Below are 24,948 nucleotides of genomic sequence, written 5' to 3'. Positions count from 1 at the left end.
GCCGCCTGCGCCCACGACGCGCCGACCTCAAGCCGGCGCTGCACCGCAGAAAAACTGACGCAGCAGCAACAACGTAGAGCTAGTCTGCGGATCGTCACGGGGGCCGACGCATGACCACGATCGTCTTCATTCACGGCACGGGGGTCAGAGAACCCCGTTTCACTGAGCTGTACACCCGGATCACCTCGGGCCTCGCGGCGGTGGCACCGCACGCCCGCGTCGTCCCCTACTACTGGGGCGAAGCCCACGGGGCCACGCTGGCCGCGGGCGGGGCGAGCGTGCCGGACGCGCCCGGCGGCACGAGCCGCGACCTCGGCGACGAGAGCGAGGACGAGACGGAGCGGTGGGCGCGGCTGTACGCGGACCCGGAGGCGGAGCTGGCCCTGGCCGCGGCCGGTGCGGGGAGCGGCGTGACGGCGCCCGGGGCGGAGTTCCCCGACGAGCGGCCCCGCCGACTGCTGCTCGAAATTGGCGGGTTGGCAACCGAGTTGGGGTCCGGCCTGGGCGCGCACGCCGCCGCTCTCGCCCGCTCCCCGCTGCTGCCGCCCGCGGCCACCGCCCTCGACCCCGACGAACTGGCCCGGGTGCTCGCCCGCGCCCTCACCGCCGCCACCGTCGCCGCCGCCCTGGAAGCCGACGCGCCCGTCCAGTGCACGGGCGACGCCCGGGACGCCGCCGTCGACCGGATCGCCGAGGCGCTCGGTGCCGCGCCGGCGGGAGCCGACCGCGGTCTGCTCCTGCGCGCCCTCAAGGGACCCGCCATGAGAGCCGGTTCACGGATCGCGGTCCGGCGCCGCCGGGCCCTCACCGATGCCGCGCACCCGGCCGCGGGAGACATCCTGCGCTACCTCGCGCGCGGCGAAGGGGCGCGAAGAGGGCTGCGCGACCAGATCGCGGCGCAAGAGCCCCCGGTCGTCCTGCTCGGGCACAGCCTCGGCGGCATCATGGCCCTCGACACGCTGGTCCTGGACCCGCAGCCAGGGGTCGAACTGCTCATCACGGTCGGCTCGCAAGGCCCCTTCCTCTACGAGACGGGCGCCCTGCCCTCCCTCGCGCACCCGGCGCCGCTGCCCGCGCACGTGCCCGACTGGCTGAACCTCTACGACCCGCGTGACCTGCTCGGTTACCTCGGCGCCCCGCTCTTCCCCGGCCGGGTCGCCGACATCGCGGCCGACAGCCGCCAGCCCTTCCCGGTCGCGCACAGCGCCTACTGGGACAACCCCGACGTCTACCGGGCCATCGCGGCCCGACTCCCGTGACGTACCAGGACATCGACCCGACCCGCGTCACGGCGCTCGTCGTCGGGGTCGAACGGTACGCGGCGGGCGACAGCTGGCGGCTCCCCGGCCCCGCCCACGACGCGCTGCGCTTCCATGCCTGGCTGCGCGAGCGCGGGGTGCCCGAATCCAACATTCTGCTGCACCTCTCGCCCGCCGACGGCGAGATACCCGGACCGCCGTACAAAAGCGCCGACCACGCCACGCTGCGCGACGCCCTCGTCCACGAACTGCCCGCCCGTCAGGGGGACTTCCTGTGGGTGTGGTGGGGCAGCCACGGCGTTCTCGACCAGGAGGAGCGGATCCGGCTCTACTGCGCCGACGCCACCGGGGACGACCGGCGCAACATCGACCTGGAGTCCGCCCGCAGACGCCTCGGCGGCGACGCGCTCGCTGGATTCCACCGGCAGACCTGGGTCGTCGACGCCTGCCAGACCTTCGACGAGCGGCACGGCTTCCCGCACTCCCTTCCCACCGAACACCTCCCGGCGGGCGGCCGCACCGACGTTCACGAGCAGGCCATGATGCTCGCCGTGACCCGTGGGCAGCGCGCCGTCAACGACCCCGTCCGGCGCACCGGCCTCTTCTCCGACCTGGTGCTCAAGGTGCTCGACCGGCAGGGCGTGGGCGTCGCCCCTGATCCGGAACCGCTCTTCGCGGACGTGCGCGCACTGGTCGAGAAGGAGTGGGAAGCGGGACGTACGACGCAGCTGCCGACACTGATCCTCAGCAGACCCGGCCGCCAGGAAACACTGCGGCCCGGCGCCGCGCGGGCCGGAAACCGCGGTGCCCTGTCGGCGCTCACCCGCGTCGTCGACGCGCTGCTCGCCTACCCGCTGGCCCACAGCCCCGACGAGCGCCAGACCCTGGTGCTGCTGCTCGATCCGCGCCTGACCGCCCAGATGCGGCGCAGCCCGGTGGCCCGCCCCGACCTTGTCGCCATCGTGCGCGCGCACGACCGGCGAGCCGATGACCTGTGGGCTCTGTACGAGGCGGTGAACTCCCTGGACGACGATCCCGGCCGGGCCGCTGAACTCAGTACCGCCATCGAGGGTTTGGCGGAAGACTGAACCCCGGAGCCCGACGAGAATCGGCCAACAGGGCGTTCTCGATCTTCGTCCGGGTCTGCGGGTTCCGGGACCGGGCAGGCTTCGTCATGATGGATGCAGGACGGCGGCATCGCGTGCCGTCGTATGTGAAGGGGGAGCACACCTTGAAAGAGCCGGTACGCGCCGACCGTCCGGCGGACGACGTGGAGTCGGACCTGGCGGACCTCGCCGCGATCAGTGTCGCGGAGCTGCGGCGTCACCCGGCCGCGCCCAGCCGCAGGCTTCTCGACGAGACGCGCCGTCCTCGCGGCAATGCGATCGCGGGCGGCGGCGGCAACCCCCCGGGCCGGGCCGAGTAACGCGTGGGGGCATCGTCCGGGCCCGTGTCCGGCGCACCGACCGAGACCGCCCACCCCGCGCTGCGCATGCCGGGACCACTCTTCGACGAGCTGGCCACGGGCGGCGGCTCCGAGCGGGCCGTCGCCTTCCTGAGCGGAGGCGAGCGGTCCAGACGGCTGCTCCTGCTGCGCGAACTTCTCGACCGGATCGATGAATCCCCGTCGGTATTCGGCCCGCTGGGTGAAGTCGCGCCGGCCTGGGCGGCGGTGGAGGAAGCGGCACGGAGTGCCCCGGCGGCGGTGGACGCTCTGCTCATGAGCCCGCAATGCGGGTCGTGGATCGCGCACGCCCTGCGCCGCCTGCACGGCGCCGCCTCCGGGCCGCCGCTGTGGGCGGACGCCGGACACCTCACGTGCGTCGCGGTCGCCGCATGTGTACGCGCGGGGGTCGAGGCCGAGCTGACGGTGCCCGCACGGGACGGAGCGGTGAGCCTGCCGACCCTCGGACTTCTGCAACTCCCCGACAGCGCACCCGGGTTCACCGCCGTGCGCGTCACCGTACGGTCGGCACGGGTGACGGCGGGGCCGGTCACGGTCCGCCCGCTGGACGACGCGGACTCTCCGGTGTGGCATCCGCTGCGCACGCTCGGGACCGACGGTGTGTGCCTCGACGACATCGACCCGTACCGGGACCTCGACGAACCCGTCGCCCCCGCACGGCTCCCGGACGACGAAGTCGCGGCGTGGGAGCAGGTGTTGACCGAGGCGCACGCCCTCCTACGGCCACCGGCGGGCTCGGGGCCGGCTGAGGACGCGGTCGGCACGGTACGTCCCGGCGACCTCACCCGCATAGTCCCCTGGAGCTCCGGGCAGCGGCCCGGCGCCCGGTTGAGCGCCTCGACCGGCGACGCCTTCGGATCGATGATGGCGTCCCGGCCCGACACCGCCCTCGACCTCGCCGAGTCCCTCGTCCACGAGTTCCAGCACAGCAAACTCGGAGCGCTCCTCCACCTCTTTCCGCTGCTCGCCGACGACCGGGCCGAGCGGTACTACGCGCCGTGGCGCGCCGACCCGCGCCACCTGCCCGGCCTGCTGCACGGCGCCTACGCGTTCATCGGAGTCACCGGATTCTGGCGGGCCCGCATAGGGGACCGGGCCGCCGATCCGCAGAACACGGCGCCCTTTCACTTCGCCCTGCGCCGCCTGCAGACGCGCTTGGTGGTCCGCACCCTCGCCACGCGCGCCGACCTGACACCCGCGGGGCGGCGCCTGGTCAGCGGCCTCGCCACCACACTCGACCGGTGGCTGCGTGAGCCGGTGGAGCCCGGCGCGGCGGCCCGGGCCCGGGCCGCGGCGGTGAGCCACAGGGTCGAATGGCGGCTGCGGAACCTGCGGTGCGGGGCGTCCGAGCGGGAGGCGCTGGCCCGGGCGTGGCGGGAGGGCGCCGCCGCGCCGCCGTCCCGGTTCGAGCCGGAGATCGTGCCCGGGGCGTCGGCCGTGGACTGGGACGACACGCGGACCGCTCTGTATCTCGCGCCGCGGCCGGGCCCCGACGCGGACGCGTGCCTGGTGACGGGGGACGCGGAGCAGGCGAGAGAGCTGTACGCGGCGCGGCTGCGGAGCGCTCCCGACGACGCGCACGCCCTGGCCGGCCGGCTGCTCGCGGAAGCGGCCGTGCGGCCGCGGGTCCGGCGGGTACTGGCCCGGCCGGAACGGGTCGCCGCCGCGCTGGAGGCTTCCGGAGTCGGGGCGGGCGAGGTGGAGGAGGCAGCCCGGGTCGTGGACTGGCTCGCCGGCCGGGCACCGAGGCGCCAGGTACCCGGCGAACTGGCCTGACCTCGACCATGGGGGACCCCAGGACCGCCGACTGTCATTAACCTGTGAGGTGACAGTGGGGCGGATCCCGCTGTCGAAGCGCTTCGATGGCGTTCTGGACAGGTACGAGTCGGCCCCATAAAGTCGATCTGCCGAACGTACAGCGCACAGTCCGTCCCCGTCGAAGCGCTCCGCGTCGGCGTCCCCCCTCGTCACGGCTCAGGAGAACGACATGGTCACGCTCGCAGAGGTCGCCCGGCACGCCGGAGTCTCCGCCAGCACCGTGAGCTACGTCCTCAGCGGGAAGCGGTCCATCTCCGCCGCCACCCGTGAGCGCGTCGAGACCAGCGTCCGCCAGCTCGGCTACCACCCGAACGCGGGCGCACGCGCGCTGGCCAGCAGCAAGTCGAACATCATCGCGCTGATGGTGCCGCTGCGCACCGACATGTACGTGCCGGTGATGATGGAGATCGCGATGGCCGTCACCACGGCCGCCCGCACCCACGGCTACGACATCCTGCTCCTCACCGGCGAGGAGGGCGCCCAGGCGGTGCGCCGCATAGAGGGCAGCGCGCTCGCCGACGCCATGATCGTGATGGATGTCGAGCTGGACGACGAGCGGCTGCCGCTGCTGCGCACCGCGAGCCGGCCCGCCGTCCTGATCGGGCTGCCGTCCGACACGGCGGGACTCATCTGCGTGGACCTCGACTTCGCCGCCGCCGGCGCCGCCTGCGCCCAGCACCTGGCCGATCTCGGACACCGCGAGATCGCGGTCATCGGAGAGGCCGCCGCGGTGTACGAGCGGCGCACCGGCTTCGCCGAGCGCACCCTGACGGGCCTGCGCGAGCGCAGCAGGGAGCTGGGCCTGAAGCTGCTGCACCGCCCCTGCGAAGGCTCGTACGCCTCGGTTTCGGCAACGTTGTCGCGGGTCTTCGACGAGCGCCCCGGCACGACCGCGTTCGTCGTGCAGAACGAGGCCGCGACCGATCCGCTGCTCGCCCTGCTGCGTCAGTCGGGCCGCGCCGTGCCGGAGGACGTGTCGGTCGTCGCCGTCTGCCCCGAGCAGGTCGCCGCGCACGCCTCGGTGCCGCTCACCTCGGTCGCGGTGCCCGCGCAGGAGATGGGGCGGCGCGCCGTCGAGCAGGTCATCGCGCGGATCGAGGGCCGCGGTTCGCAGGAGGAAGTCGTCCTGCTCTCCCCGGAGTTGACCGTGCGCGAGAGCGCGGCCCAGGCTCCGGTGGGGGCCTGAACCGCGCCTGCCGCGGACGGCTCAGCTGCTGGAGACCTTGAAGCTGTTGGTCCGGAAGTCCAGGCCACCGGACGACGAGGTGATCTCGTAGCCGAACTGGACGTCACCGATCGTCTCGTTGCCCCACCAGCCCTTGGTGTCCTTGATCCACTTCAGGATGGGCAGGATGTTCACCGTGCCGGACGTCGAGTCCGAGGTGCGCAGGAACGAGAAGACCTCGTTGGCGCCGTTGTTGCCCTTGTAGACGGTCCAGGTGTGACCGCCGAGCGTGACGTTGCCCTGCGAGGTGCCGAGCGGGCCGACGGCTCCGTTGTAGTTGACCCAGAGCATGACCTCGTAGTCGTAGTCGCTGTCCCAGATGTCGTACGACGTGTTGTACGCGCCCGACGACGGCACCGTCACGTTGTAGCTGCTGGTCAGCGACGACAGTGAGCTGAGCGGCTTGTTCACGACCTTCTTGGCGTTCGGGTAGGACTTGATGCCGCCCGTGTTCGGGTGGTTGGCCCAGACGCCCCAGTTCGACGAGGAGTTGGCCCAGATCGACTGGGAGCCCGCGCCCGAACCCCAGATGTTGTTGTAGAGGGTGTAGCCGTCCGAGGTGGTGTAGTTGCCCCACTGGTCGGACGACGACCAGATCGCAGCCTGCGCGGGGGCGGCGGCGAGGGCGATCGCGGCGGAGGCCGCCAGCGCGGCCCCGAGCAGGGTGCGGCGTCGTACGGGGTGGTGTGCCGAGGGTGCCATGGTGTCCCTTTCCATGGTCGTGGGGGTTTTCGTGGGATCTTCGTGGGGGTGAACTACCGTGTTCTCAAAGTGAGTTCACGGACCGCGCCCGCGGTCAGGCGCAGTCGCCCGGGCCCGCCGGCGGGGGTCTTGAGGTCCACGTCCGCGTCGCGGTCCGGGCGGAGCACGGCCGTGCACGTGCCGCCGCCCCAGGTGAGGTCGACGCGCGCGCCGAACCGGGTGCGCAGGCCCGACACCGCGCCGCGCCGCCAGTCCGCGGGCAGCGCGGGCAGCAGCACGAGCCGGTCCGGCGTGGACTGCACCAGCGACTCGGTGAGCAGCGCGGGCAGGGTGTGCGCCGCGTCGGCGTTGTAGACGTCGCGGCGCGGATAGTGCGCGCTCATCAGCGAGGGGTGGAAGTAGTCGCCGGTCAGCACCTGGCGCAGGGCGTCAGCGACCCGGCCCGGGTCGCGCAGCCGGGCCGCGATCAGGGCGTGGTGGAGATGGCCGTGCGCCGAACCGTTCTCGGCGCCGCGCAGCTCGAGGGCCCGGTGCGCCGCCTTCGCCCACTCGGGGGTGGTGTACGGGTTGATCTCGTGGTGCGGCCACACCGGGTAGAGGTGGCTGAGATGCCGGTGGTCGTAGGAGTCGTCGAGGTCCGGCCAGGCCCATTCGGCAAGGGCGCCCTCGGCGTTGACCCGGTAGTCGGGAAGCCGGTCGGCGAGAGCGTTCCAGCGCTCCCCGTCGGGGCCCGGATGCCAGTCGGCGGCGGTGCGCAGGGCGTGCCGGGCCGCCGCGATGTCCATCGTGGCGTTCAACGTGCCCCAGCTCGCGTTCGCCGGGCGGTTCTCCGGCGAGTACGACGGCACGATCACCAGGCGGCCGTCGGGCGCGGTCCGGGTGAGGAAGTCCTCGTAGAACAGGGCGACTTCGGTGAGCGCCGCCGCCAGCCACGCGGGCCGGGTCCCCGTCGTCTCGGCCTGTTCGACGAGCGGGGCCAGGAGCCAGTCTGCGCCCGCCGTCCACAGGTGCATCGGCCACTCCCGCTGGAAGTGGTACGCGTGCCCCGACTCGCCGTCGGTGTGCGCGGGCGCGACGATGCCGCGCGCCCCGAAGATCTCCCGCGCGTTGTCCCGCCAGTCCGCCAACTGCACCTGGATGAAAGCGCCTTGAGCCTCGCTCACCTCGGGCAGGGCGCACGCCGCCGCGGACGCCGTCTGGAGGTTGAGGTTGGCGTCCGTGGTGAACGCGCCGGACCAGGCCGTGTCCCACTCGCCGGTCCACAGTCCGGTGAGCCGGGGCGGCAGCGCACCGGACGCGCTGAGCAGGTGATAACGGCCCGCGGCGAACAGCCGCTCCAGCAGGGCATGGCTCCCGGGCCGCTCGATGAGCGTGCTGCCGGGCAGTCCGCGCTCGGCGCGCGGCGCGTTCAGGTCGAACGTCACCCGCTCGTAAGCGGCCCGGTGCGGCTCCTCGTGCCGGACGAGCAGATCCGCGTACGTCGTCGCCGGATCGCCGGTCACCAGCGCCGCAAGGCCGGCCGCCTCGGTGCCCGCGTCCAGCTCCCCGAGGTGCCGGCTGACCCGGGTGAGCAGCAGCAGCCCGTCCGCGCCCTCGACGCGCAGCCCCGTCGCGCCCACCGAGGTGCGCCCGCCGTGCGTGAGCGCGAGGGTCACCCCCGTGTACGCCAGATCGCTGTCCGGGTACCGGCAGCGCAGCGTCAACTGGGCGCCCTGTGCGGTCAGTACGACGGCGCGGCCGACGCCGAGGCCGCCCGGTACCCCGGCCAGCCGGTGGTCGAGGGAGAGTTCCCCGTCGAGCCCGGGCCCGGTGACGTACTGCACGACGACGTCGTCGGCGCGTGAGACGAACGCACGGCCGTGCCAGCCGCCGCACCGCGCCTCGGCCACGCCCGTGGCGAAGTCGACGGCGCGCCGGTAGCCGCGCCACACCACGCTGTCGCGCACGAACCGCACCTGGAACGCCGGGTGGAACGCCCGCACCCACCGCAGGTCCCGGCCGTCCGTGAACCGCTCGGCGGCGTCCACGTCGCCGGACAGCAACCGGTCCTGAAGCGCCGGGAGTTGTGCGGCGAGTGCGGGTGGCCGTGGCGGGGGGCCGCCGTCCGGGCGGACCAGGGAGTGATGGGTGACGATCACCCGGTCGTCGTGCGGGTCGCCGAACACAAGAGCGCCGTGCCGGCCGTTGCCGCTGAGGAAGGCGTCCTCCCAGCGACCGGCCGGCGTCGGCTCCCAGGTGCCATGCGGATGCTCAGGCAGCACCGGACCTCCGTGTCCCGCGCGTGAGCACGGCGACGCCGAACCGGCCGAGCGGCACGGAACCCGTGTGCTCCTCGCCGCTCAGGACGTCCCGGTACGTCGCGTCGTCCGGCAGGGTGACGGTGACCTCGCCGCGCCCGTGGTGCAGCAGGAACAGCAGGTCACCGCGGCGTACGGCCTCCACACCTGCGGGGAGGCCGGACAGTGGAGGCCGTACGCCCGCCCCGGCGGCCGCGTCCGCGAGCAGCGAGCGCAGGGCCGGAGGTTCGGGAAGGGTGGAGAGGTACCAGGCGTGGCCGCGGCGCAGCACGGCGGGCAGCCCGTCGAGGTCGCCGCCGCGGTACGCGGCCACCACCTCGGCGCCGGGCTCCGCGGACAGCTCCTCCGACCACAGCGTGCCCTCGAACGTCCCGCAGTCGACCGTCTCCCGCTCCTCCAGCGGCCACCACTCGTGCACCGTGCGGATGCCGAACAGCTCGCGCAGCCGGGCGTCCATGCCGCCGGCCCGTACGCGGTCGTCGGTGTCGGCGACCCCGGTGAAGAACCCGCACACGAGCGTCCCGCCCCCGCGCACATACGTCACGAGGTTCTCGATCGCCGCGTCCGTCAGAAGGTAGAGCTGCGGCACGACGACCATCTTGTACGCGGTCAGGTCGTGCTCGGGGTGTGCGAAAGAGGCGGTGAGGTGGGCCTCCCACAGAGCCCGGTGCCAGGCCCGTACGACCTCCTCGTACGCGACCCGCGAGGAGGGTCTGCCGTCCTGGCCGCCCGCCCACCAGGAGTGCCAGTCGTGCAGCACGGCGATGTCCGCGGGGACCTGGGAACCGGCCACCTCCGGCCCGAGCCGGGCGAGTTCGGCGCCGATCCGTTTCACCTCGGCGAAGGACCGGCCCTCCGCGCCCGCGTGGCCGAGCATCCCGGAGTGGAACTTCTCCGCGCCCTGCCGGGACTGCCGCCACTGGAAGTAGCAGACCGCGTCCGCGCCCCGGGCCACCGCCTGGAGCGACCAGAGGCGGTTGAGCCCGGGCGGCTTGGGGTGGTTGACCCCGCGCCAGTTCACCGGTCCTGCGGCCTGCTCCATGATCATCCAGGGGCCGCGGGCCTGGCCGCGCGTCATGTCGGCGATCATCGCGTTGTACTGGCCGCCCAGCGGATCGCGCGGATCGGGATAGACGTCCACGGAGACGACGTCCTCCTGCTCCGCCCACGCCCAGGCGTCCTGGCCCACCCACAGCGGCATGAAGTTGGTGGTGACCGGGATGTGCGCGGGGGAGTGGCGCCGGACCAGGTCGCGCTCGGCGACGTAGCACTCCATGAGGGCGTCCGAGGTGAAGCGGCGGAAGTCGAGGAGCTGGGTGGGGTTGCGCAGGTACTGGGCGCGGCGCGGCGGGATCACGTCGTCCCAGGTGGAGAGGTGCTGGCTCCAGAAGGCCGTGCCCCAGGCCTCGTTGAGCGCGTCGAGCGTGCGGTACCTCGCGCGCAGCCAGCCGCGGAACGCGCGGGCCGCCTCGTCGCCGTAGTCGAACGTGCAGTACTCGTTGTTGATGTGCCACATCCGCAGCGCGGGGTGGTGGCCGTAGCGGATCGCGAGGTCCTCGGTGATCGCGGCGGCGTAGCGGCGGTAGGCGCCGGAGGAGTGCGCGAACTGCTGGCGCGAGCCCCACCACACCGTCTGCCCGTTCTCGTCGCGCGGCAGGGTCTCCGGGTGCAGGCGGCCCAGCCAGGGCGGCGGGGAGGCGGTCGGGGTCGCCAGGACGACGCCGATGCCGTGCGCGTGCATCAGGTCCATCAGCCGGTCGAGCCAGCCGAACTCCCGGGCCCCCGGGCGCGGTTCGAGCTTCGCCCAGGAGAAGACGCCGAGTGTGACGGAGGTGACGCCCGCCTCCTTCATCAGCGTCACGTCCTCGGCCCACACCTCCTCGGGCCACTGCTCGGGGTTGTAGTCGCCGCCGAACAACAGGCGGTCGCCGTGTGCGATGGCCGGGGCTGCGACGGTCATCCCTTCACCGCCCCGGTCAGCATGCCCTTCTTGAAGTGGCGCTGGACGAGCGGTGAGGCCACGGCGACCGGGATCAGCGCGAGGACCATGACGGCCATCTGGAGACCGAGCGTGGACAGCTCCCCGGTGCGCACGGCCTGCTGGAGGCCGGTCGGCGCCGCGGTGTTCTTCTGCACCAGCTGGATGAGCACGTTCTGGAGCGGCATCATGTCCTGGTCGGTGAGGTAGATCGAGGCGTTGAACCAGGCGCTCCAGTAGCCGACCGCGTAGAACAGCGAGATGACGGCGAGCACCGCCCGGGACAGCGGCATGATGATGGTCAGCAGGATGCGCAGGTCGCTCGCCCCGTCGATGCGCGCGGACTCGGTCAGCTCCGGTGAGATGCCCATGAAGAAGCCGCGCAGGACCAGGATGTTGAAGACGCTGACCGCGCTCGGCAGGATCAGCGACAGATACGTGTCGGTGAGGCCGAGCGACTGCACCAGCAGATAGGTCGGGATGAGCCCTGCCCCGAAGAACATGGTCGCCATCAGGATCATCAGGATGACCCGGTGGCCGAGGCTGCCGGGGCGGGACAGTCCGTAGGCCGCGAGGACCGACACCGCCATCGAGAACACGGTGCCGACGAGCGTGACGCCGACCGAGACCAGGATGGCCCGGCTGACCTGGCCGCCGCTGAGCAGCTCCGTGTAGTTGATGAACGTGATGCCCTGCGGGATCACGACGAGCCCGCCGACCCGGTCGATCACCGGTTTCGGGGAGAGGCTGGTGACGATCACGATCCACAGCGGGCCGAGCACGCCCAGGCAGCACAGGACGAGGAAGCCGCCCTTCGCGGTGAGCCCGGCCTTCTTCGGCGCCTCCTCCCACGCGGGCCGGGCCGGCGCCTTGAGACTGCGGATCAACGTCGTGTTGAGACTCACTTCTTGTACACCCCCTGCTCACCGAGCAGATGAGCGAACTTGTTCGCGGCGAGGACGAGGCAGACCCCGATCACGCCCTTGACCAGGCCGACCGCCGCCGCGTAGCTGAAGTCGCCGTTCTGGATGCCCATGTTCCAGACGTAGGTGTCGAGGACTTCGCTGGCGCCCACCCCGACCGCGTCGCGCTGGAGCAGGAACTGCTCGAAGCCGACGCTGAGCGCGTCACCGACCCGCAGCACGAGGAGCAGCGCGATGACCGGGCGCAGCGCGGGCAGCGTCACGTGCCACATGCGGCTCCAGCGTCCGGCGCCGTCCATGGCGGCGGCCTCGTCGAGATCGGTGGAGACGGCCGCGAGGGCGGCGAGGAAGACGATGATCCCCCAGCCGGCGTCCTTCCACACGGACTGCGCGGTCACCAGGAACTTGAACAGGTCCGCGTTGGTCATCAGGTCGAAGCCGCCCCAGCCGTGCTTCTCCATGGTCTGGGCGATGACGCCCGCCCCGCCGAAGACCTGCTGGAAGACGGTGACGACGAGGACCCACGAGAAGAAGTGCGGCAGATACATGATCGCCTGCGCGACGGCCCGCACCCGGGGCCGGATCACACTGTTGATGAGCAGCGCCAGCGCGATGGGGATCGGGAAGAACAGCACCAGTTGGAGCAGGAACAGCACGATCGTGTTCTTCGCCGCGCTCCAGAACAGCGGATCGTCGAACATCCGCGAGAACTGCTCCACGCCGAGCCACGGACTGTGGAAGATCGCGGTCACGCCGTTGCCCGCCGCGTACGGGTCGTAGTCCTGGAACGCGACGACGTTGCCGAGCAGCGGGATGTAGTTGAAGAGGACGAGCAGCGCGATGGCGGGCAGCGTCATCAGGATGAGCGCGCGGTCGCGGCGCAGCCGGACCCGCCAGGGGATCCGGCCGGCCGCGCCCTTCTTCTTCGGAAGCGCCTTCGGGACGAGCGCGGCCACCGGCTCCTCGACGGCGGCCGCGGGACGTGTCCCGTCGGGCCTGCTCCCGGCGGTGAGAGACATCAGTTGCCGCTGCCGTTCTTGTCGATGAGCTTCTTGTACCAGTCGCGCAGCTTGTCGCCGCCGGAGGACTTCCAGGTGGCGATGGCCTGCTGCACGTCGGACAGCTTCTTGTTGCCGCGCACGTAGTCGATCTCCAGCTGCTCGAACTGGCTGGAGAGATTGGCGTAGCGCGTCGGCTCGACGATGTTCATGCCGTACGTGGACGTCTTCTTCATGAAGGCACCCATCCGCTGTTCCCACTCGACCTGCTTGCGGGCGACGTCGGGGTAGTCGGGGTGCGCGAAGTAGGGGGCGGGGGCGGCCAGCATCACCCAGGCGTTGATGACCTCCTGGTTGCCCTGGTCGGTCTTGACCGGGACGCCGTCCTTGACCTTGTAGTGCGTGCCCTCGATGCCGTAGTCGACGAGGATGCGCTCCTTGGTGCCGTACGGGGCGGCCGCGAAGTTGGCGGCGGCCAGCGCGTTCTCGACCGTCTCCTTCGAGGCCCCCTTGCGGATCAGCGACCAGACGTTGGCGGGCTGGCTCGACCACAGTTGCGGGTCGCCGCCGTCGGGGCCGAAGATGTCCATCGCGTCCATCTTGAAGTCGGGGTTGGAGGCGGCCTGTTCGGCTGTCTTGCCGTACCAGGCGGACATGTCGTTGTTGTACATCAGGATCTGGCCGGCGCCGAACCGCTGGCCCGCGTCGCCCGAGCGGGCCTTGTCATCGGGGTGCACGACGCCCGCGTCGAACAGCTTGCGGGTCCACTCAAGGGCTTCGAGGTACTCCGGCTGCTCGATGCGGTACGTCAGCTTGCCGTCGTCCCCGATGTGCCAGCCGAGCGTGCCGGAGGGGCGGACGCCGAAGATGTTGAAGGCCGTCCAGGACATGTCGCCGCAGGCGTACACCTTCGCCTTGGCGCTGGTCGCCTCCTTGGCCCAACTTATGAACTCATCGGGCGACTTGGGGACCTCGTAACCCTTCTTGTCGAAGATGTCCTTGCGGTAGTACGCGATGTTGAACGTGGCGGCGGCGGTCGGCATCGGGATGCCGCGCAGCGCGCCGCCGAAGATGCCCATGCGCCAGGAGTCCGAGGGGATCGCGGCCAGGTTCGGGTACTTCTTCACCTTGTCGCCCGCCAGATACGGGCCGAGGTCCATGAACTTCGCGGTGACCGCGTTCGAGATCTTGCCGACCAGCTCCCAGCTCGGCACGACCACCATGTCGGGGATCGAGCTGGAGGCGAGGACGGCGCCGAGCTTCTGCCCGTAGGTGTTGCCGTCCTGGTTCTGCCAGGTCACCTTGGTGCCGGCCGCGGTGTCGAGCGCCTTGTAGTAGGCGCAGTCGGCCTTCGGCGGGGACCCCCAGAACGGGGACATGATCTTCAGGGGTGCGCCGGTGCCGAGCTTGGCCGCGACCGAGGCGGTCATGGCCGAGAGTTCCACCTTGCCGGTGTAGCCGGCCGCCGAGCCGTTCTTCGACGGCAGGTCCGGGTCGGCGAACTTGCTGGCCACGAACGTCGGCAGCAGCTTGGCCGCCTCCTTCCCGGAGGTGGCGCCTTCCCGGTCCTTGCTGTCCGATCCGCCGCAGGCGGTGAGCAGCGGCATCCCACCGGCCACGGCCGCGGCGGCCACGGCGGTGGAGGCCAGGAAACGTCTCCGGCTGGGAGCGGAGGAGGAGGGCGAGTTCGGCGTCATTGCGGCAACCCTTCAAGGAACGCGTCGCGTATTTGTCGAAGCGCTTCGATGTTGCAGCGAGGCTAAGGGAACGTTTCCGGGGTCACAAGGCTGGTGGACGGAATTTGTCAACGGACTTTCCTGGCCCCGCTCTTGACACTGGCTGGGCCGAGTACAGAGCATCGAAGCGCTTCGAAACTTCCGCTGCACCTCGCTCGCTCTCTTCCCACACCTCCGCCCATCTCTCGCCAAGGGACGCGTACGTGACCGAAACACCCCCGCTCCACCCGGACGCCGCGGCACCGACGGACAAGCGCGTCGACGAGCTTCTCGGACGGCTGACGCTCGACGAACGCATCGCGCTGCTGCACCAGTTCACCCCTGCCGTCGAGCGGGTCGGCCTCGCCGCGTTCCGCACCGGACAGGAGGCGCTGCACGGCGTCGCGTGGATGGGCCCGGCCACCGTGTTCCCGCAGGCCGTCGGCCTCGGCGCGACCTGGAACGACGAGCTGGTGCGCCGCGTCGGCGACGCCGTCTCCGCCGAGGTGCGCACGATGCGCGCCCGCGACGACCGCGTCGGCCTCAACGTCTGGGCGCCCACCATCAACCTGCTGCGCCACCCGCTGTGGGGCAGGAACGAGGAGGGCTACTCCGAGGACCCCCACCTCACCGCCGCGATCGCCACCGCCTACACGCGCGGCCTGCGCGGCACCCACCCCACGTACTGGCGCACCGCCCCCGTCCTCAAGCACTGGCTCGCCCACAACAACGAGACCCGCCGGGACACCACGAACTCCTCCGTGCGCCCCCGCGTCCTGCACGAGTACGACCTCAGGGCGTTCCGCGCCCCGGTCGAGGCGGGCGCCGTCGCCGGTGTCATGCCCGCCTACAACCTGGTCAACGGCCGCCCCAACCACGTATCGCCGTATCTGCGCGCGCACTTGAGGACCTGGACGGAGCAGGGGCTGCTCGTCTGCTCCGACGCGGGAGCGCCCAGCAACCTCGTCGACTCCGAGCACTACTTCGACACCCACGAGGAGGCCACCGCCGCCGCCCTCGTCGCGGGCGTCGACAGCTTCACCGACCACGGCACGGACTCCTCGATCATGGTCGGACGGCTGCGCCGCGCCCTCGACCAGGGTTTGATCACCGAGGCCGACATCGACACCGCCGCCCGCCGCCAGCTCGAAGTCCGTTGCCGGCTCGGTGAGTTCGAGGAGATCGGCCCCTTCGAGGACGTACAGGAATTCGACACCGAGGCGCACCGCGCCCTCGCCCAGGAGAGCGCCGAGCAGGCGATCGTGCTGCTCAAGAACGACGGCCTGCTGCCGCTGCCCGAAGACGCACGGATCGCGGTGGTGGGGCTCCTCGCCGACGAGTGCAAGCTCGACTGGTACAGCGGCACCCTTCTGCACCGCTCGACGCCGCTCGACGGCCTGCGGGAGCGGTTCGGCACCGAGCGCGTCACGTTCGCGGAGGGCGCCGACCGGGTGCGGCTGCGCTGCGACGACGGTCGGCTGTACGTCCCCGACGCCCCGGAGAGTGCGGTAGCACAGGGCGCCGAAGCGGCCCTCGACCCCGCTCTCCTCGCCGGCCGCACCGACCTGCCGCCGCTCACCACCACCCGCGACGCGGGTACCGAACTCGCCCTGATCGACTGGGGCGAGGGCGTGCTCACCCTGCGCGCGCCGGACGGCCGGTATCTGTCGGTCGCCGAGGACGGTCACGTACGGGCCTCCGCCGAGCAGCCCGGAGGCTGGGTCGTCCAGGAGACGTACACGCTCGAACCCCATGGAAACGGTCACCTCCTGCGGCACACGGGAACGGGTAGGTACGTGTCTGTCGCCGCCGACGGAGTGAAGGTTGCCGACGAAGGCACCGTCTTCTCGCTGGAGTTCGTCGAACGCGGCGAGGAAGCCGTGGCCAGGGCCGCCGCCGACGCCGACGTGGTGATCGTCGTCGCGGGCAACGACCCGCACATCAACGGCCGCGAGACCGAGGACCGTACGACCCTCGCGCTGCCCCCGCACCAGGACCGGCTGTGGCGCGCGGCCCGCGCGGCGAACCCGAGCACCGTGCTCGCCCTGGTCTCCGCCTACCCGTACGCCGTCCCCGACGCCCACACCGCACTGCCCGCGCTGCTGTGGACCGCGCACGGCGGCCAGGCCGCGGGCCGCGCCCTCGCCCGGGTCCTCGCCGGTGACGTCAGCCCCGCGGGGCGCCTCCCGCAGACCTGGTACGCGGCCGACACCGACCTGCCCGACCTGCTCGACTACGACATCATCGGCTCGCGCCAGACCTACCTCTACTTCGAGGGCACACCCCTCTACCCGTTCGGACACGGCCTGTCCTACAGCTCGTTCGCCTACGGTGAGCCGTTCGTGACACGCGGCGGCGAGGCGCTGGAGTTCACCTTCACCGTCACCAACACCGGCTCCCGCACCGCCGACGAGGTGCCGCAGCTCTACGTCCGCCCGCTCGGCACGGCCGTGCCGCGACCCCGCCGCCAGCTCCTCGCGCACCGCAGGATCACCCTCGCCGCCGGGGCGTCCGAGCGCGTCACCTTCACCGTGCCGTTCCGCGACCTCGGCCACCACGATGTCGCCCGCGACCGGTGGAGCGTCACCTCGGGCCCGTACGAACTGCTCGTCGGCGCCTCCAGCGAAGACATCCGGCACACCGCACAGCTGACCGTCGAGGGCGACGAACCCGCGCCGCGCCCGGTGCGCACCGACGGCCTGGAGGCGGCGGCCTACGACGAGCAGCGCGGCACCGAGATCGTCGACCGCACGAAGATCTCGGGCGACGCGGTGACGACGGTTGACGACGAGGGTGAACTCGTCTACAGCGACTGCGACTTCGGCGACGACGGGGTGTCCGGCGTGCGTGTGGAGGCGGCGGGCGAGGGGGTCGTCGAGCTGGGGGAAACGTGTGTGATCACGGTCCCGGCGACCGGAGGCCCGTACGACTACGTCACCCTGCACGCCGACTTCACCGCCGCCGGCGTGCGCGACCTGCGCGTCCGGCTGCGCGGCGGGGTCCGCCTGGCCCGGCTCACCTTCATCGCACGGGGGACCACGTCATGAAATTCACCGACGGTTTCTGGCTGATGCGCGAAGGAGTCCGCGCCGCATACGCCACCGAGGTCCGCGAGGTCAGGGCGGGACCGGACCGGTTCACGGCGTTCGCCGCCGTACGGCACGTCAGGGACCGGGGCGACACCCTCAATCAGCCGCTGATCACGGTCGACTGCTTCTCGCCCGCCGAGGGCGTCATCGGCGTCCGCCTCACCCACCACGCGGGCAGGCGCCGCCGCGGCCCCGACTTCGAACTGCTGCCCGCCGAGGGCGGCAGCGGCGCGCACGTCACCCACGACGGCACCGTCACCGAACTGACCTCCGGCCCCTTGCGCGTACGCCTGGACAGCGCGGGGGAGTGGGGCCTGGAGTTCCACGACACCACGACCGGGCGCCGCCTCACCGCGGTCGAGAGCAAGGGCGCCGCCTTCGCGACGACGCCCGACGGCGCGCACCACATGATCGCGCAGCTCGCGCTCGGCGTCGGCGAACAGATCTACGGCCTCGGCGAACGCTTCACACCCTTCGTCAAGAACGGCCAGACCGTCGACATCTGGCAGGCCGACGGCGGCACGAGCAGCGAACTCGCCTACAAGAACGTCCCGTTCCACCTCTCCTCGCACGGCTACGGCGTCCTGGTGAACCATCCGGGGAAGGTCAGCTACGAGATCGGCTCGGAGTCCGTCGGACAGCTCCAGTTCAGCGTCGAGGACCAGTCGGTCGAGTTCTACGTCGTCGCCGGCCCGGCCCCGAAGGACGTGCTGCGCCGCTACACCGCGCTGACCGGCCGCCCGGCGCTCCCGCCGGCCTGGTCCTTCGGTCTGTGGCTGACGACGTCCTTCTGCACGGAGTACGACGAGGAGACGGTCACCTCCTTCGTCGACGGGATGGCCGAGCGCGACATCCCCCTCAGCGTCTTCCACTTCGACTGTTTCTGGATGCGCGAGTACCAGTGGACGGACTTCGCCTGGGACCCGGACGTCTTCCCCGACCCGGTGGGCATGCTGCGCCGCCTCAAGGCGCGCGGACTGCGCATCAGCATGTGGATCAACCCGTACATCGCCCAGAAGTCCCCGCTGTTCGCGGAGGCGGCCGACCAGGGCTTCCTCGTGCGCAGACCCGATGGCGACATCTGGCAGTGGGACCTGTGGCAGCCCGGCATGGCCCTCGTCGACTTCACCGACCCGGCGGCCCGTGACTGGTACGCGGGCAAGCTGCGCGGCCTGCTCGACCAGGGCGTCGACAGCTTCAAGACGGACTTCGGCGAGCGCGTCCCGACCGACGTCGTCTGGCACGACGGCTCGGACCCGGAGCGCATGCACAACTACTACGCGCAGCTCTACAACCGGACCGTCTTCGAACTCCTGGAGAAGGAGCGGGGCAGCGGCGAGGCGATCGTCTTCGCCCGCTCGGCGACCGTCGGCGGCCAGCAGTTCCCGGTGCACTGGGGCGGCGACTGCTTCGCCTCGTTCACGGCGATGGCCGAGTCACTGCGCGGCGGCCTCTCCCTGTCACTCTCGGGCTTCGGCTTCTGGTCGCACGACATCGGCGGCTTCGAGGGCACACCCGACCCGGCGGTCTTCAAGCGCTGGCTCGCCTTCGGCCTGCTCTCCTCGCACAGCCGGCTGCACGGCAACGTCTCGTACCGGGTGCCGTGGGAGTTCGGCGAGGAAGCGGTCGACGTGGCCCGCACGTTCACCAAGCTCAAGCACCGCCTCATGCCGTATCTCTACGGGGCCGCGGTCGAGGCGCACCGTACGGGTGTGCCGGTGATGCGCCCGATGCTGCTCGACTTCCCCGACGACCCGTCCTGCCGGGCACTGGACCGGCAGTACATGCTGGGCCCCGACCTGCTCGTGGCCCCGGTCTTCTCGGCCGAGGGGGACGTCGAGTACTACCTGCCCGCCGGCGTCTGGACCCACCTGCTCACCGGGGAACAGGTCCAGGGCCCGGTGTGGCGGCGCGAGACACACGGCTTCGACAGCCTGCCGCTGTACGTCCGGCCCGGGGCGGTGCTCCCGATGGGCGCGGACGACCGGCGCCCCGACGGTGACTGGCCCGACGGTCTGACGCTGCTGGTCGCTCCCGGGGTGCGGGACGTCACGGTGACGGTGCCGGGGCACGGGCCGGACGGGGCCACCGCCCCCGCCGCCTCGTACCGGGTACGCCGGGACGGGGACGGCGGGGCGGTGGCGGTCGAGTCCGCGGGAACCCAACTCCCGTACTCTGTGCGGGAGTTGTAGATCAGACGGGTTCGTACGCGAACCAGTCGAAGTGGACGGTGCCGGCCGCGGCGTAGAGACCGATGACGCGGCCGGTGAACCCGCCGGCCACCTCGGTCGACAGGTACCGGCCGTCGAGGGCAGCGAGCGCGGTGAACGTGCCGTCCGGCTCCGTCACGCCGAACGTCAGGGTGTCCGGCCCCGTGCGGGCGTCGCTCAGGGTCCGCGTCTCGGCGATGTCGACACCGAGGACCAGCGGCTCCCCGTTCAGGGGCCGCGACGCGAGGACGGTGCGGGCCGGGCCGATCCGGGCGACGACCCGCACCTCGGCCGCGTCCGCCTCGATCTCGTAGTGGTGCTGTTCGTCGAGGCGCACCGCCAGACCGCCACACCCCTGAGCGGGGTCGACGCTCGTGCGTACCCGGCACGACAGGTGTTCCTGGCGTCGCCCGGCGAACACCGCGTCGGGCTCGTCGAGGGAGGCTCCCGCGGCGAGCAGCGTCAGATGACCGGGCCGCTCCTTCGTGGTGACGTGCGCGGCGGGGCGGCTGCGCGGCGAGATCCAGGCGGGGGCGAGTTCGGTGTCCTCGAAGTCGTCCCGATATGCGGCGGGTCCGGTGCCGCCGGGGCCGCCCCGGTGCTCGACGGGAGACGCCTGCGCGCCACTGACGAGCGCGCCCACCACCGGCCAGCCGTCCTCCCACGTCACCGGCGCGAGGAACGTCTCCCGGCCCAGCACGTGCCAGCCCGGGGAACCGCCGCGCGGGCGCACCCCGAGCAGCACCATCCACCAGGTGCCGTCGGGCGCCTGCACCAGATCGGCGTGGCCGGTGTTCTGCACGGGATCGTCGGTGGAGCGGTGGGTCAGGACGGGATTGGCCGGGCACGGCTCGAACGGGCCCGTCGGCGCCGGGCCGCGCGCGACCGAGACGCCGTGGCCGCGCTCCGTGCCGCCCTCGGCGATCAACAGGTACCAGTGATCGCCGATCCGGTAGAGGTGCGGCGCCTCCGGGGCCTTCGCGCCCGGCGTGCCGGACCAGATCCGCCGCGGCTCACCGAACGTCTCCCCGGTGTACGGGTCGATGCGGATCTGGGAGACCCCGGCGACCGTGCACCAGCAGGTGCCGTCGTCGTCCCAGGCGAGGTCCGGGTCGATACCGGGGACGCCGGGCAGCCGGACCGGGTCCGACCAGGGACCGGCCGGATCGGTGGCGGTCACCAGGAGATTGCCGCCGTCGCTGACGTTGGTGACGATCAGCCAGAACCGTCCGTCGTGGTGGCGCAGCGTGGGCGCGTAGATCCCGCCGGAGGACGGGGAGTCCACGGGCAGATCGAGCTGGCCCGGCCGGTCCAGGACATTGCCGATCTGCGTCCAGTGCACCAGGTCGCGGCTGTGGAAGAGCGGCACTCCGGGGAAGTACTCGAAGCTGGAGCACGCGAGGTAGTAGTCGTCGCCCACGCGGCAGACGCTGGGGTCGGGATGGAAGCCGGGAATGACCGGGTGGCCGCCTGTCATGCGGAACCTCTCCAGGGTGGGTCGAAGCGCTTCGATCACTGGAGGTTAGGCAGGACGGCCGCGACCCGACAAGGCCCGCGGGACCACCATTCTCGGCAGGTGAGCACTCAGCGCTCCAGCTCGCGGTGCGCGCTCTCCGGCAGGCGCAGATACACCACGGAGGACACCAGACAGAGCGCCGCGACGTACCAGGGGAACAGCCCGCTGTGGCCCCATTCCTTGAACAGCGTGCCCATATAGGGTGCGGTGCCGCCGAACAGCGCAACGGTCAGCGAGTACGGGAAACCGATGCCCGCCGCCCGCACCCGCGCCGGGAAGATCTCCGCGTTGACCGCCGCCGAGATCGACGTGAAGCCGGTCAGCAGCACCATGCCCGCGCACTACGTGATCAACAGCGACGTGATCGAGCCGGTCAGCGAGTGCAGCAGCGGCACGCTCAGCAGGGCGAAGCCGACACCGAAGAAGAGGAGCAGCGGCTTGCGGCCGAAGCGGTCCGAGACCAGTCCGCCGACCGGCTGGAGCAGCGCGAAGAAGGCGAGCGAGATCGTGCCGACGAGCAGCGCGTCGGACTTGGTGATGTCCGTGTTCAGCTCCGCGTACGTCGGCAGGTACGACGTCCACGTGTAGTACGCGAGCGTGCCGCCCGCCGTGATGCCGCAGATCAGCAGCGACTCGCGGGGGTGGTGGCGCAGCGCGTCGAAGAGGCCCGGACGCGCGGCCGGTTCGTTCAGCTCCCGACTGCGGGTCTCCTGCGCGCCCTGCCGGATCCAGAACCCGACGAGGCTGAGCAGCGCGCCCGCGAGGAACGGCACGCGCCAGCCCCAGCCGTCCATCTGCCCGTCGCCGAGCGTGGCCACCAGGAGCGCGGCGAGGCCGGACGCCGCCAGCTGGCCGATGGACGTGGACACGTACTGGAAGGAGGAGAACAGCCCGCGCCGCCCCGGCCCGGCCGACTCGACCAGGAACGTCGTGGACGCCGCGAACTCGCCGCCGACGGAGAGCCCTTGCAGCAGCCGGGCCAGGACCAGCACGACCGGCGCGAGGACGCCCACGGCGGCGTACGTCGGAGTGAGGCCCACCAGCAGGCTGCTGCCGCCCATCAGCAGGATCGTCACGGTCAGTGCGGCGCGCCGCCCGTGCCGGTCCGCGACGGCGCCCATGAGGAGCCCGCCCACCGGCCGCATGAAGAACCCGACCGCGAAGACGGCGAAGGTGGACAGCAGCGGGACGAGCGAGTTCGCCGCGCTCTTGGGGAAGACCTGGTCGGCGATGTACGTGGCGAGGAAGGTGTACGCGTACCAGTCGTACCACTCGACGGCGTTGCCTACAGAGGCGGCGAGGAGCTGGCGGACCGGGCGGCGCGGGGGAGCGGTGACGGTCTGCGCCGGCGGTGGGGGCGGCGGGGACGGGGTCGTGCGATCTGTCATGATCGCGACCATCCCCCGAACCCCGCCACCCCACACCTCAGGAACCTCAGGACCGCTTGTACGCGACCACCGTCGTCGTCACCAAGCACGGCGAAGGCGGCACGACCGCGACGCGCAGGGTGCCGCGCGCGGCGTCGTAGTCGATGCCCTCCGCCTCGAAATTGCCCGAGCAGACACTGCGCTGCGGGATGGCGAAGGCGGTCGTGACGTGGCCCGCGACCGGCTTCCCGTCCAGCGGGCGGTCCAGGGCGACCTCCAGGACCTCCTTGGCCGCGTCGTCGGAGGAGCACAGCAGATGTGTGGCGTCGGTGAAGTCGCAGCCCTGGATGGACTGGACGCCCTTGTCCAAAGTGATCTGCCCGGCCTGCGGCAGGTTCGTGCCCGGGGCCGGCGCGGACGCGTTCAGGACCGGGGTGGGAAAGACCTGCAACCGGTTCATGGAGCCCCACTCGCCGGACACCAGCCACTGCCCGTCCGGGGACACGGAAGCGAACGAGTTGTTGAGCAACTCGCCCTTATCGAGGGCGTGTTCGTACGTCGTGCGCTTGCCGTCCGGGCCCGTCGCCGCGAACATCTTCTTCTTCGCGTCGTCGCCGCCCTGGTACGCGTCGAAGGTGTAGCCGCCCGCCACGTCCGGGTCCCCGACGTGCGACCAGCCGGCTATGCGCAGGGCGAGCGGGATCGAGGCGAGCCCCCGGGTGACGAGCGAGCCGTCGGCGCGGCTCGCCAGGCCCTGGCTGCCGGTGAGCGAGTTCACGGTCGTCGTGCCGGTCTCGGTCCAGGAGGGTGCGGCCGAGCCCGACGCGGTACCCGCGCCGAGCGCGAGCGCACCCGTCAGTGCGGTCAGAGTGAGGAGCTGGCGTCTCGTGCGCCGGTTCATGGGGGGCCTCCGCCGGTCGAAGATCAGGTCGGGGACCAGGCTGCCCTACGATCACGCCATGAGGCTGACGATTCTCGGCGGTGGCGGATTCCGGGTGCCCCTCGTGTACGGAGCGCTGCTCGCCGATCACGCACCAGGCAGGGTCACCGAGGTCACGCTGCACGATGTCGACGCGGAGCGGCTGCGGGCCATCAACGGGGTACTGCGAGAACAAGCCACCGATGTGCCCGACGCGCCCGCCGTGCGCGCGACGACCGATCTCGACGAGGCGCTGCGCGGCGCCGACTTCGTCTTCTCCGCGATCCGGGTCGGCGGCCTCGCGGGCCGCGCCGCCGATGAACAAGTCGCCCTGGCCGAGGGCGTGTTGGGGCAGGAGACGGTCGGCGCGGGCGGTATCGCGTACGGGCTGCGGACCGTGCCCGTCGCCGTGCACATCGCGCGCCGGGTGAAGGAAGTGGCCCCCGATGCCTGGGTCATCAACTTCACCAATCCGGCGGGTCTGGTCACGGAGGCCATGTCCCGGCACCTGGGCGACCGCGTGATCGGCATCTGCGACTCACCCGTCGGCCTCGGGCGCCGCGTCGCCCGCGTCCTCGGCGCGGACCCGGCCGACGCGTGGGTCGACTACGTGGGCCTCAACCACCTCGGCTGGCTGCGCGGCCTCAGGGTCCACGGCCGCGACGAACTGCCGCGCCTGCTCGCCGACGAGAAGCTGCTCGGCTCCTTCGAGGAGGGCCGCCTCTTCGGCACGGACTGGCTGCGCTCGATCGGCGCGATCCCCAACGAATACCTGCACTACTACTACTTCAACCGCGAGACCGTCCGCGCCTACCGGGAGGCCGAGCGCACCCGCGGCGCCTTCCTCGCCGACCAGCAGTCCGCGTTCTACGCCGCTCCCTCCTGGGCGAGCTGGGACCGCACCCGTGCCGAGCGCGAGGCCACGTACATGGCGCACAACCGGGAGGCGTCCGGCGCGGGTGAACGGGACGCCGCCGACCTGGAGGAGTCCGGCGGCTACGAGAAGGTGGCCCTCGCCCTGATGCGGGCCATCGCCCGCGACGAGCGCGCCACGCTCATCCTCAACGTCCGCAACCGGCGCACCCTCGCGGCCCTGGACGAGGACGCCGTCATCGAGGTGCCGTGCCTGGTCGACGCCAACGGCGCGCATCCGGTCGCCGTCGACCCGCTGCCCCTGCACGCCACCGGCCTGGTCACCGCGGTCAAGGCCGTCGAGCGTGAAGTGCTCGCGGCCGCCGAATCGGGGTCGCGCGCCACCGCCGTGAAGGCGTTCGCGCTGCATCCTCTTGTGGACTCCGTGACAGTGGCCGACCGCCTGGTCGACGGCTACCTCGGCGCGCACTCCGGACTCGCCTACCTCTCCCGTGGAGGACGCCGTAAGGACGTGTAAAGGCTTGTAAAGACGGTAGTCGGAAGGGGCGGCCCGAAAGGCCGCCCCTTTCGCGTTCCCGGCGTCGCTCCCTCACT

At 71.7% G+C, this 24,948-nt stretch carries 16 protein-coding genes and 1 pseudogene; 8 read left to right on the top strand and 9 right to left on the bottom strand.

Annotated features, from left to right (window positions below; all coding sequences use genetic code 11):
* The first annotated feature begins 110 nt into the window (after positions 1-110).
* From ABD366_RS11015 to ABD366_RS10995, 5 genes are all read left to right on the top strand, one after another.
* Complete coding sequence (locus ABD366_RS11015; protein ID WP_344441556.1) at positions 111-1,259, top strand: hypothetical protein; 1,149 nt, start codon at positions 111-113, stop codon at positions 1,257-1,259.
* On the top strand, positions 1,256-2,347 hold the full coding sequence (locus ABD366_RS11010; protein ID WP_324770605.1) for an effector-associated domain 2-containing protein: 1,092 nt from the start codon (positions 1,256-1,258) through the stop codon (positions 2,345-2,347). Before ABD366_RS11015 ends, ABD366_RS11010 begins: the two co-directional genes overlap by 4 nt.
* 143 nt (positions 2,348-2,490) lie before the next feature.
* On the top strand, positions 2,491-2,685 hold the full coding sequence (locus ABD366_RS11005; RefSeq protein ID WP_324770606.1) for a hypothetical protein: 195 nt from the start codon (positions 2,491-2,493) through the stop codon (positions 2,683-2,685).
* 24 nt (positions 2,686-2,709) lie between these two features.
* Positions 2,710-4,500, top strand: a complete 1,791-nt coding sequence (locus tag ABD366_RS11000; RefSeq protein ID WP_344441554.1) for an HEXXH motif domain-containing protein — start codon at positions 2,710-2,712, stop codon at positions 4,498-4,500.
* Between the two features lie 211 nt (positions 4,501-4,711).
* Positions 4,712-5,728 carry a LacI family DNA-binding transcriptional regulator gene (locus ABD366_RS10995; protein ID WP_324767343.1) on the top strand — a complete coding sequence of 339 codons (1,017 nt, stop codon included), beginning with the start codon at positions 4,712-4,714 and terminating at the stop codon, positions 5,726-5,728.
* A 21-nt stretch (positions 5,729-5,749) separates the two neighbouring features.
* Here ABD366_RS10995 and ABD366_RS10990 read toward each other — a convergent pair whose 3' ends face one another.
* From ABD366_RS10990 to ABD366_RS10965, 6 genes are read right to left on the bottom strand one after another with little or no spacing between them, the layout of a single operon-like run.
* The gene (locus ABD366_RS10990; RefSeq protein ID WP_324767342.1) at positions 5,750-6,469 is read right to left on the bottom strand and encodes a GH12 family glycosyl hydrolase domain-containing protein; all 720 of its coding nucleotides are present in this window, start codon (positions 6,467-6,469) and stop codon (positions 5,750-5,752) included.
* Positions 6,470-6,522: 53 nt separating this feature from the next.
* Positions 6,523-8,730: a glycosyl hydrolase family 95 catalytic domain-containing protein gene (locus ABD366_RS10985; protein WP_411293648.1), complete on the bottom strand. Its 2,208-nt coding sequence runs from the start codon at positions 8,728-8,730 to the stop codon at positions 6,523-6,525.
* Positions 8,720-10,726: a beta-galactosidase gene (locus ABD366_RS10980; protein ID WP_324767341.1), complete on the bottom strand. Its 2,007-nt coding sequence runs from the start codon at positions 10,724-10,726 to the stop codon at positions 8,720-8,722. Before ABD366_RS10980 ends, ABD366_RS10985 begins: the two co-directional genes overlap by 11 nt.
* Positions 10,723-11,649: a carbohydrate ABC transporter permease gene (locus ABD366_RS10975; RefSeq protein WP_324767340.1), complete on the bottom strand. Its 927-nt coding sequence runs from the start codon at positions 11,647-11,649 to the stop codon at positions 10,723-10,725. Before ABD366_RS10975 ends, ABD366_RS10980 begins: the two co-directional genes overlap by 4 nt.
* Positions 11,646-12,686, bottom strand: coding sequence for an ABC transporter permease (locus ABD366_RS10970; protein WP_324767339.1), 1,041 nt, complete (start codon positions 12,684-12,686; stop codon positions 11,646-11,648). The genes ABD366_RS10975 and ABD366_RS10970 overlap by 4 nt, the downstream gene beginning before the upstream one ends.
* Positions 12,686-14,362: an extracellular solute-binding protein gene (locus ABD366_RS10965; RefSeq protein ID WP_324767338.1), complete on the bottom strand. Its 1,677-nt coding sequence runs from the start codon at positions 14,360-14,362 to the stop codon at positions 12,686-12,688. The genes ABD366_RS10970 and ABD366_RS10965 overlap by 1 nt, the downstream gene beginning before the upstream one ends.
* 242 nt (positions 14,363-14,604) lie before the next feature.
* Between ABD366_RS10965 and ABD366_RS10960 the strand changes: the two genes are divergently transcribed.
* The gene (locus tag ABD366_RS10960; protein WP_324767336.1) at positions 14,605-17,427 is read left to right on the top strand and encodes a glycoside hydrolase family 3 C-terminal domain-containing protein; all 2,823 of its coding nucleotides are present in this window, start codon (positions 14,605-14,607) and stop codon (positions 17,425-17,427) included.
* On the top strand, positions 17,424-19,661 hold the full coding sequence (yicI, locus tag ABD366_RS10955; protein WP_324767334.1) for an alpha-xylosidase: 2,238 nt from the start codon (positions 17,424-17,426) through the stop codon (positions 19,659-19,661). The genes ABD366_RS10960 and yicI overlap by 4 nt, the downstream gene beginning before the upstream one ends.
* A 1-nt stretch (position 19,662) precedes the next feature.
* Here yicI and ABD366_RS10950 read toward each other — a convergent pair whose 3' ends face one another.
* The 3 genes and pseudogenes from ABD366_RS10950 to ABD366_RS10940 form a co-directional block, all read right to left on the bottom strand.
* Complete coding sequence (locus ABD366_RS10950) at positions 19,663-21,156, bottom strand: glycoside hydrolase family 43 protein (RefSeq protein ID WP_324767333.1); 1,494 nt, start codon at positions 21,154-21,156, stop codon at positions 19,663-19,665.
* Between the two features lie 107 nt (positions 21,157-21,263).
* A pseudogene (locus ABD366_RS10945) lies at positions 21,264-22,595 on the bottom strand (MFS transporter).
* A 34-nt stretch (positions 22,596-22,629) separates the two neighbouring features.
* Positions 22,630-23,463, bottom strand: a complete 834-nt coding sequence (locus tag ABD366_RS10940) for a hypothetical protein (RefSeq protein WP_324767332.1) — start codon at positions 23,461-23,463, stop codon at positions 22,630-22,632.
* 58 nt (positions 23,464-23,521) lie between these two features.
* Between ABD366_RS10940 and ABD366_RS10935 the strand changes: the two genes are divergently transcribed.
* Positions 23,522-24,871 (top strand): 6-phospho-beta-glucosidase, encoded by a 1,350-nt coding sequence (locus tag ABD366_RS10935; RefSeq protein WP_324767330.1) that lies wholly within the window; start codon positions 23,522-23,524, stop codon positions 24,869-24,871.
* Positions 24,872-24,948: the final 77 nt, after the last annotated feature.

The organism is Streptomyces kunmingensis, from assembly GCF_039533535.1.
GTDB classification, from domain to species: Bacteria; Actinomycetota; Actinomycetes; order Streptomycetales; family Streptomycetaceae; genus Streptomyces; species Streptomyces kunmingensis.
The sequence above is the reverse complement of the archived record's forward strand: the minus strand, read 5'-3'. Positions and strand labels throughout refer to the sequence as shown.

What these genes read in the sequence shown, in the direction of transcription:
- ABD366_RS10980 (WP_324767341.1), bottom strand. Translation starts at nt 10,726, where the DNA reads ATGACCGTCGCAGCCCCGGCCATCGCACACGGCGACCGCCTGTTGTTC.
- ABD366_RS10995 (WP_324767343.1), top strand. Translation starts at nt 4,712, where the DNA reads ATGGTCACGCTCGCAGAGGTCGCCCGGCACGCCGGAGTCTCCGCCAGC.
- ABD366_RS11015 (WP_344441556.1), top strand. Translation starts at nt 111, where the DNA reads ATGACCACGATCGTCTTCATTCACGGCACGGGGGTCAGAGAACCCCGT.
- ABD366_RS10970 (WP_324767339.1), bottom strand. Translation starts at nt 12,686, where the DNA reads ATGTCTCTCACCGCCGGGAGCAGGCCCGACGGGACACGTCCCGCGGCC.
- ABD366_RS10990 (WP_324767342.1), bottom strand. Translation starts at nt 6,469, where the DNA reads ATGGCACCCTCGGCACACCACCCCGTACGACGCCGCACCCTGCTCGGG.
- yicI (WP_324767334.1), top strand. Translation starts at nt 17,424, where the DNA reads ATGAAATTCACCGACGGTTTCTGGCTGATGCGCGAAGGAGTCCGCGCC.
- ABD366_RS10940 (WP_324767332.1), bottom strand. Translation starts at nt 23,463, where the DNA reads ATGAACCGGCGCACGAGACGCCAGCTCCTCACTCTGACCGCACTGACG.
- ABD366_RS10935 (WP_324767330.1), top strand. Translation starts at nt 23,522, where the DNA reads ATGAGGCTGACGATTCTCGGCGGTGGCGGATTCCGGGTGCCCCTCGTG.
- ABD366_RS10950 (WP_324767333.1), bottom strand. Translation starts at nt 21,156, where the DNA reads ATGACAGGCGGCCACCCGGTCATTCCCGGCTTCCATCCCGACCCCAGC.
- ABD366_RS10965 (WP_324767338.1), bottom strand. Translation starts at nt 14,362, where the DNA reads ATGACGCCGAACTCGCCCTCCTCCTCCGCTCCCAGCCGGAGACGTTTC.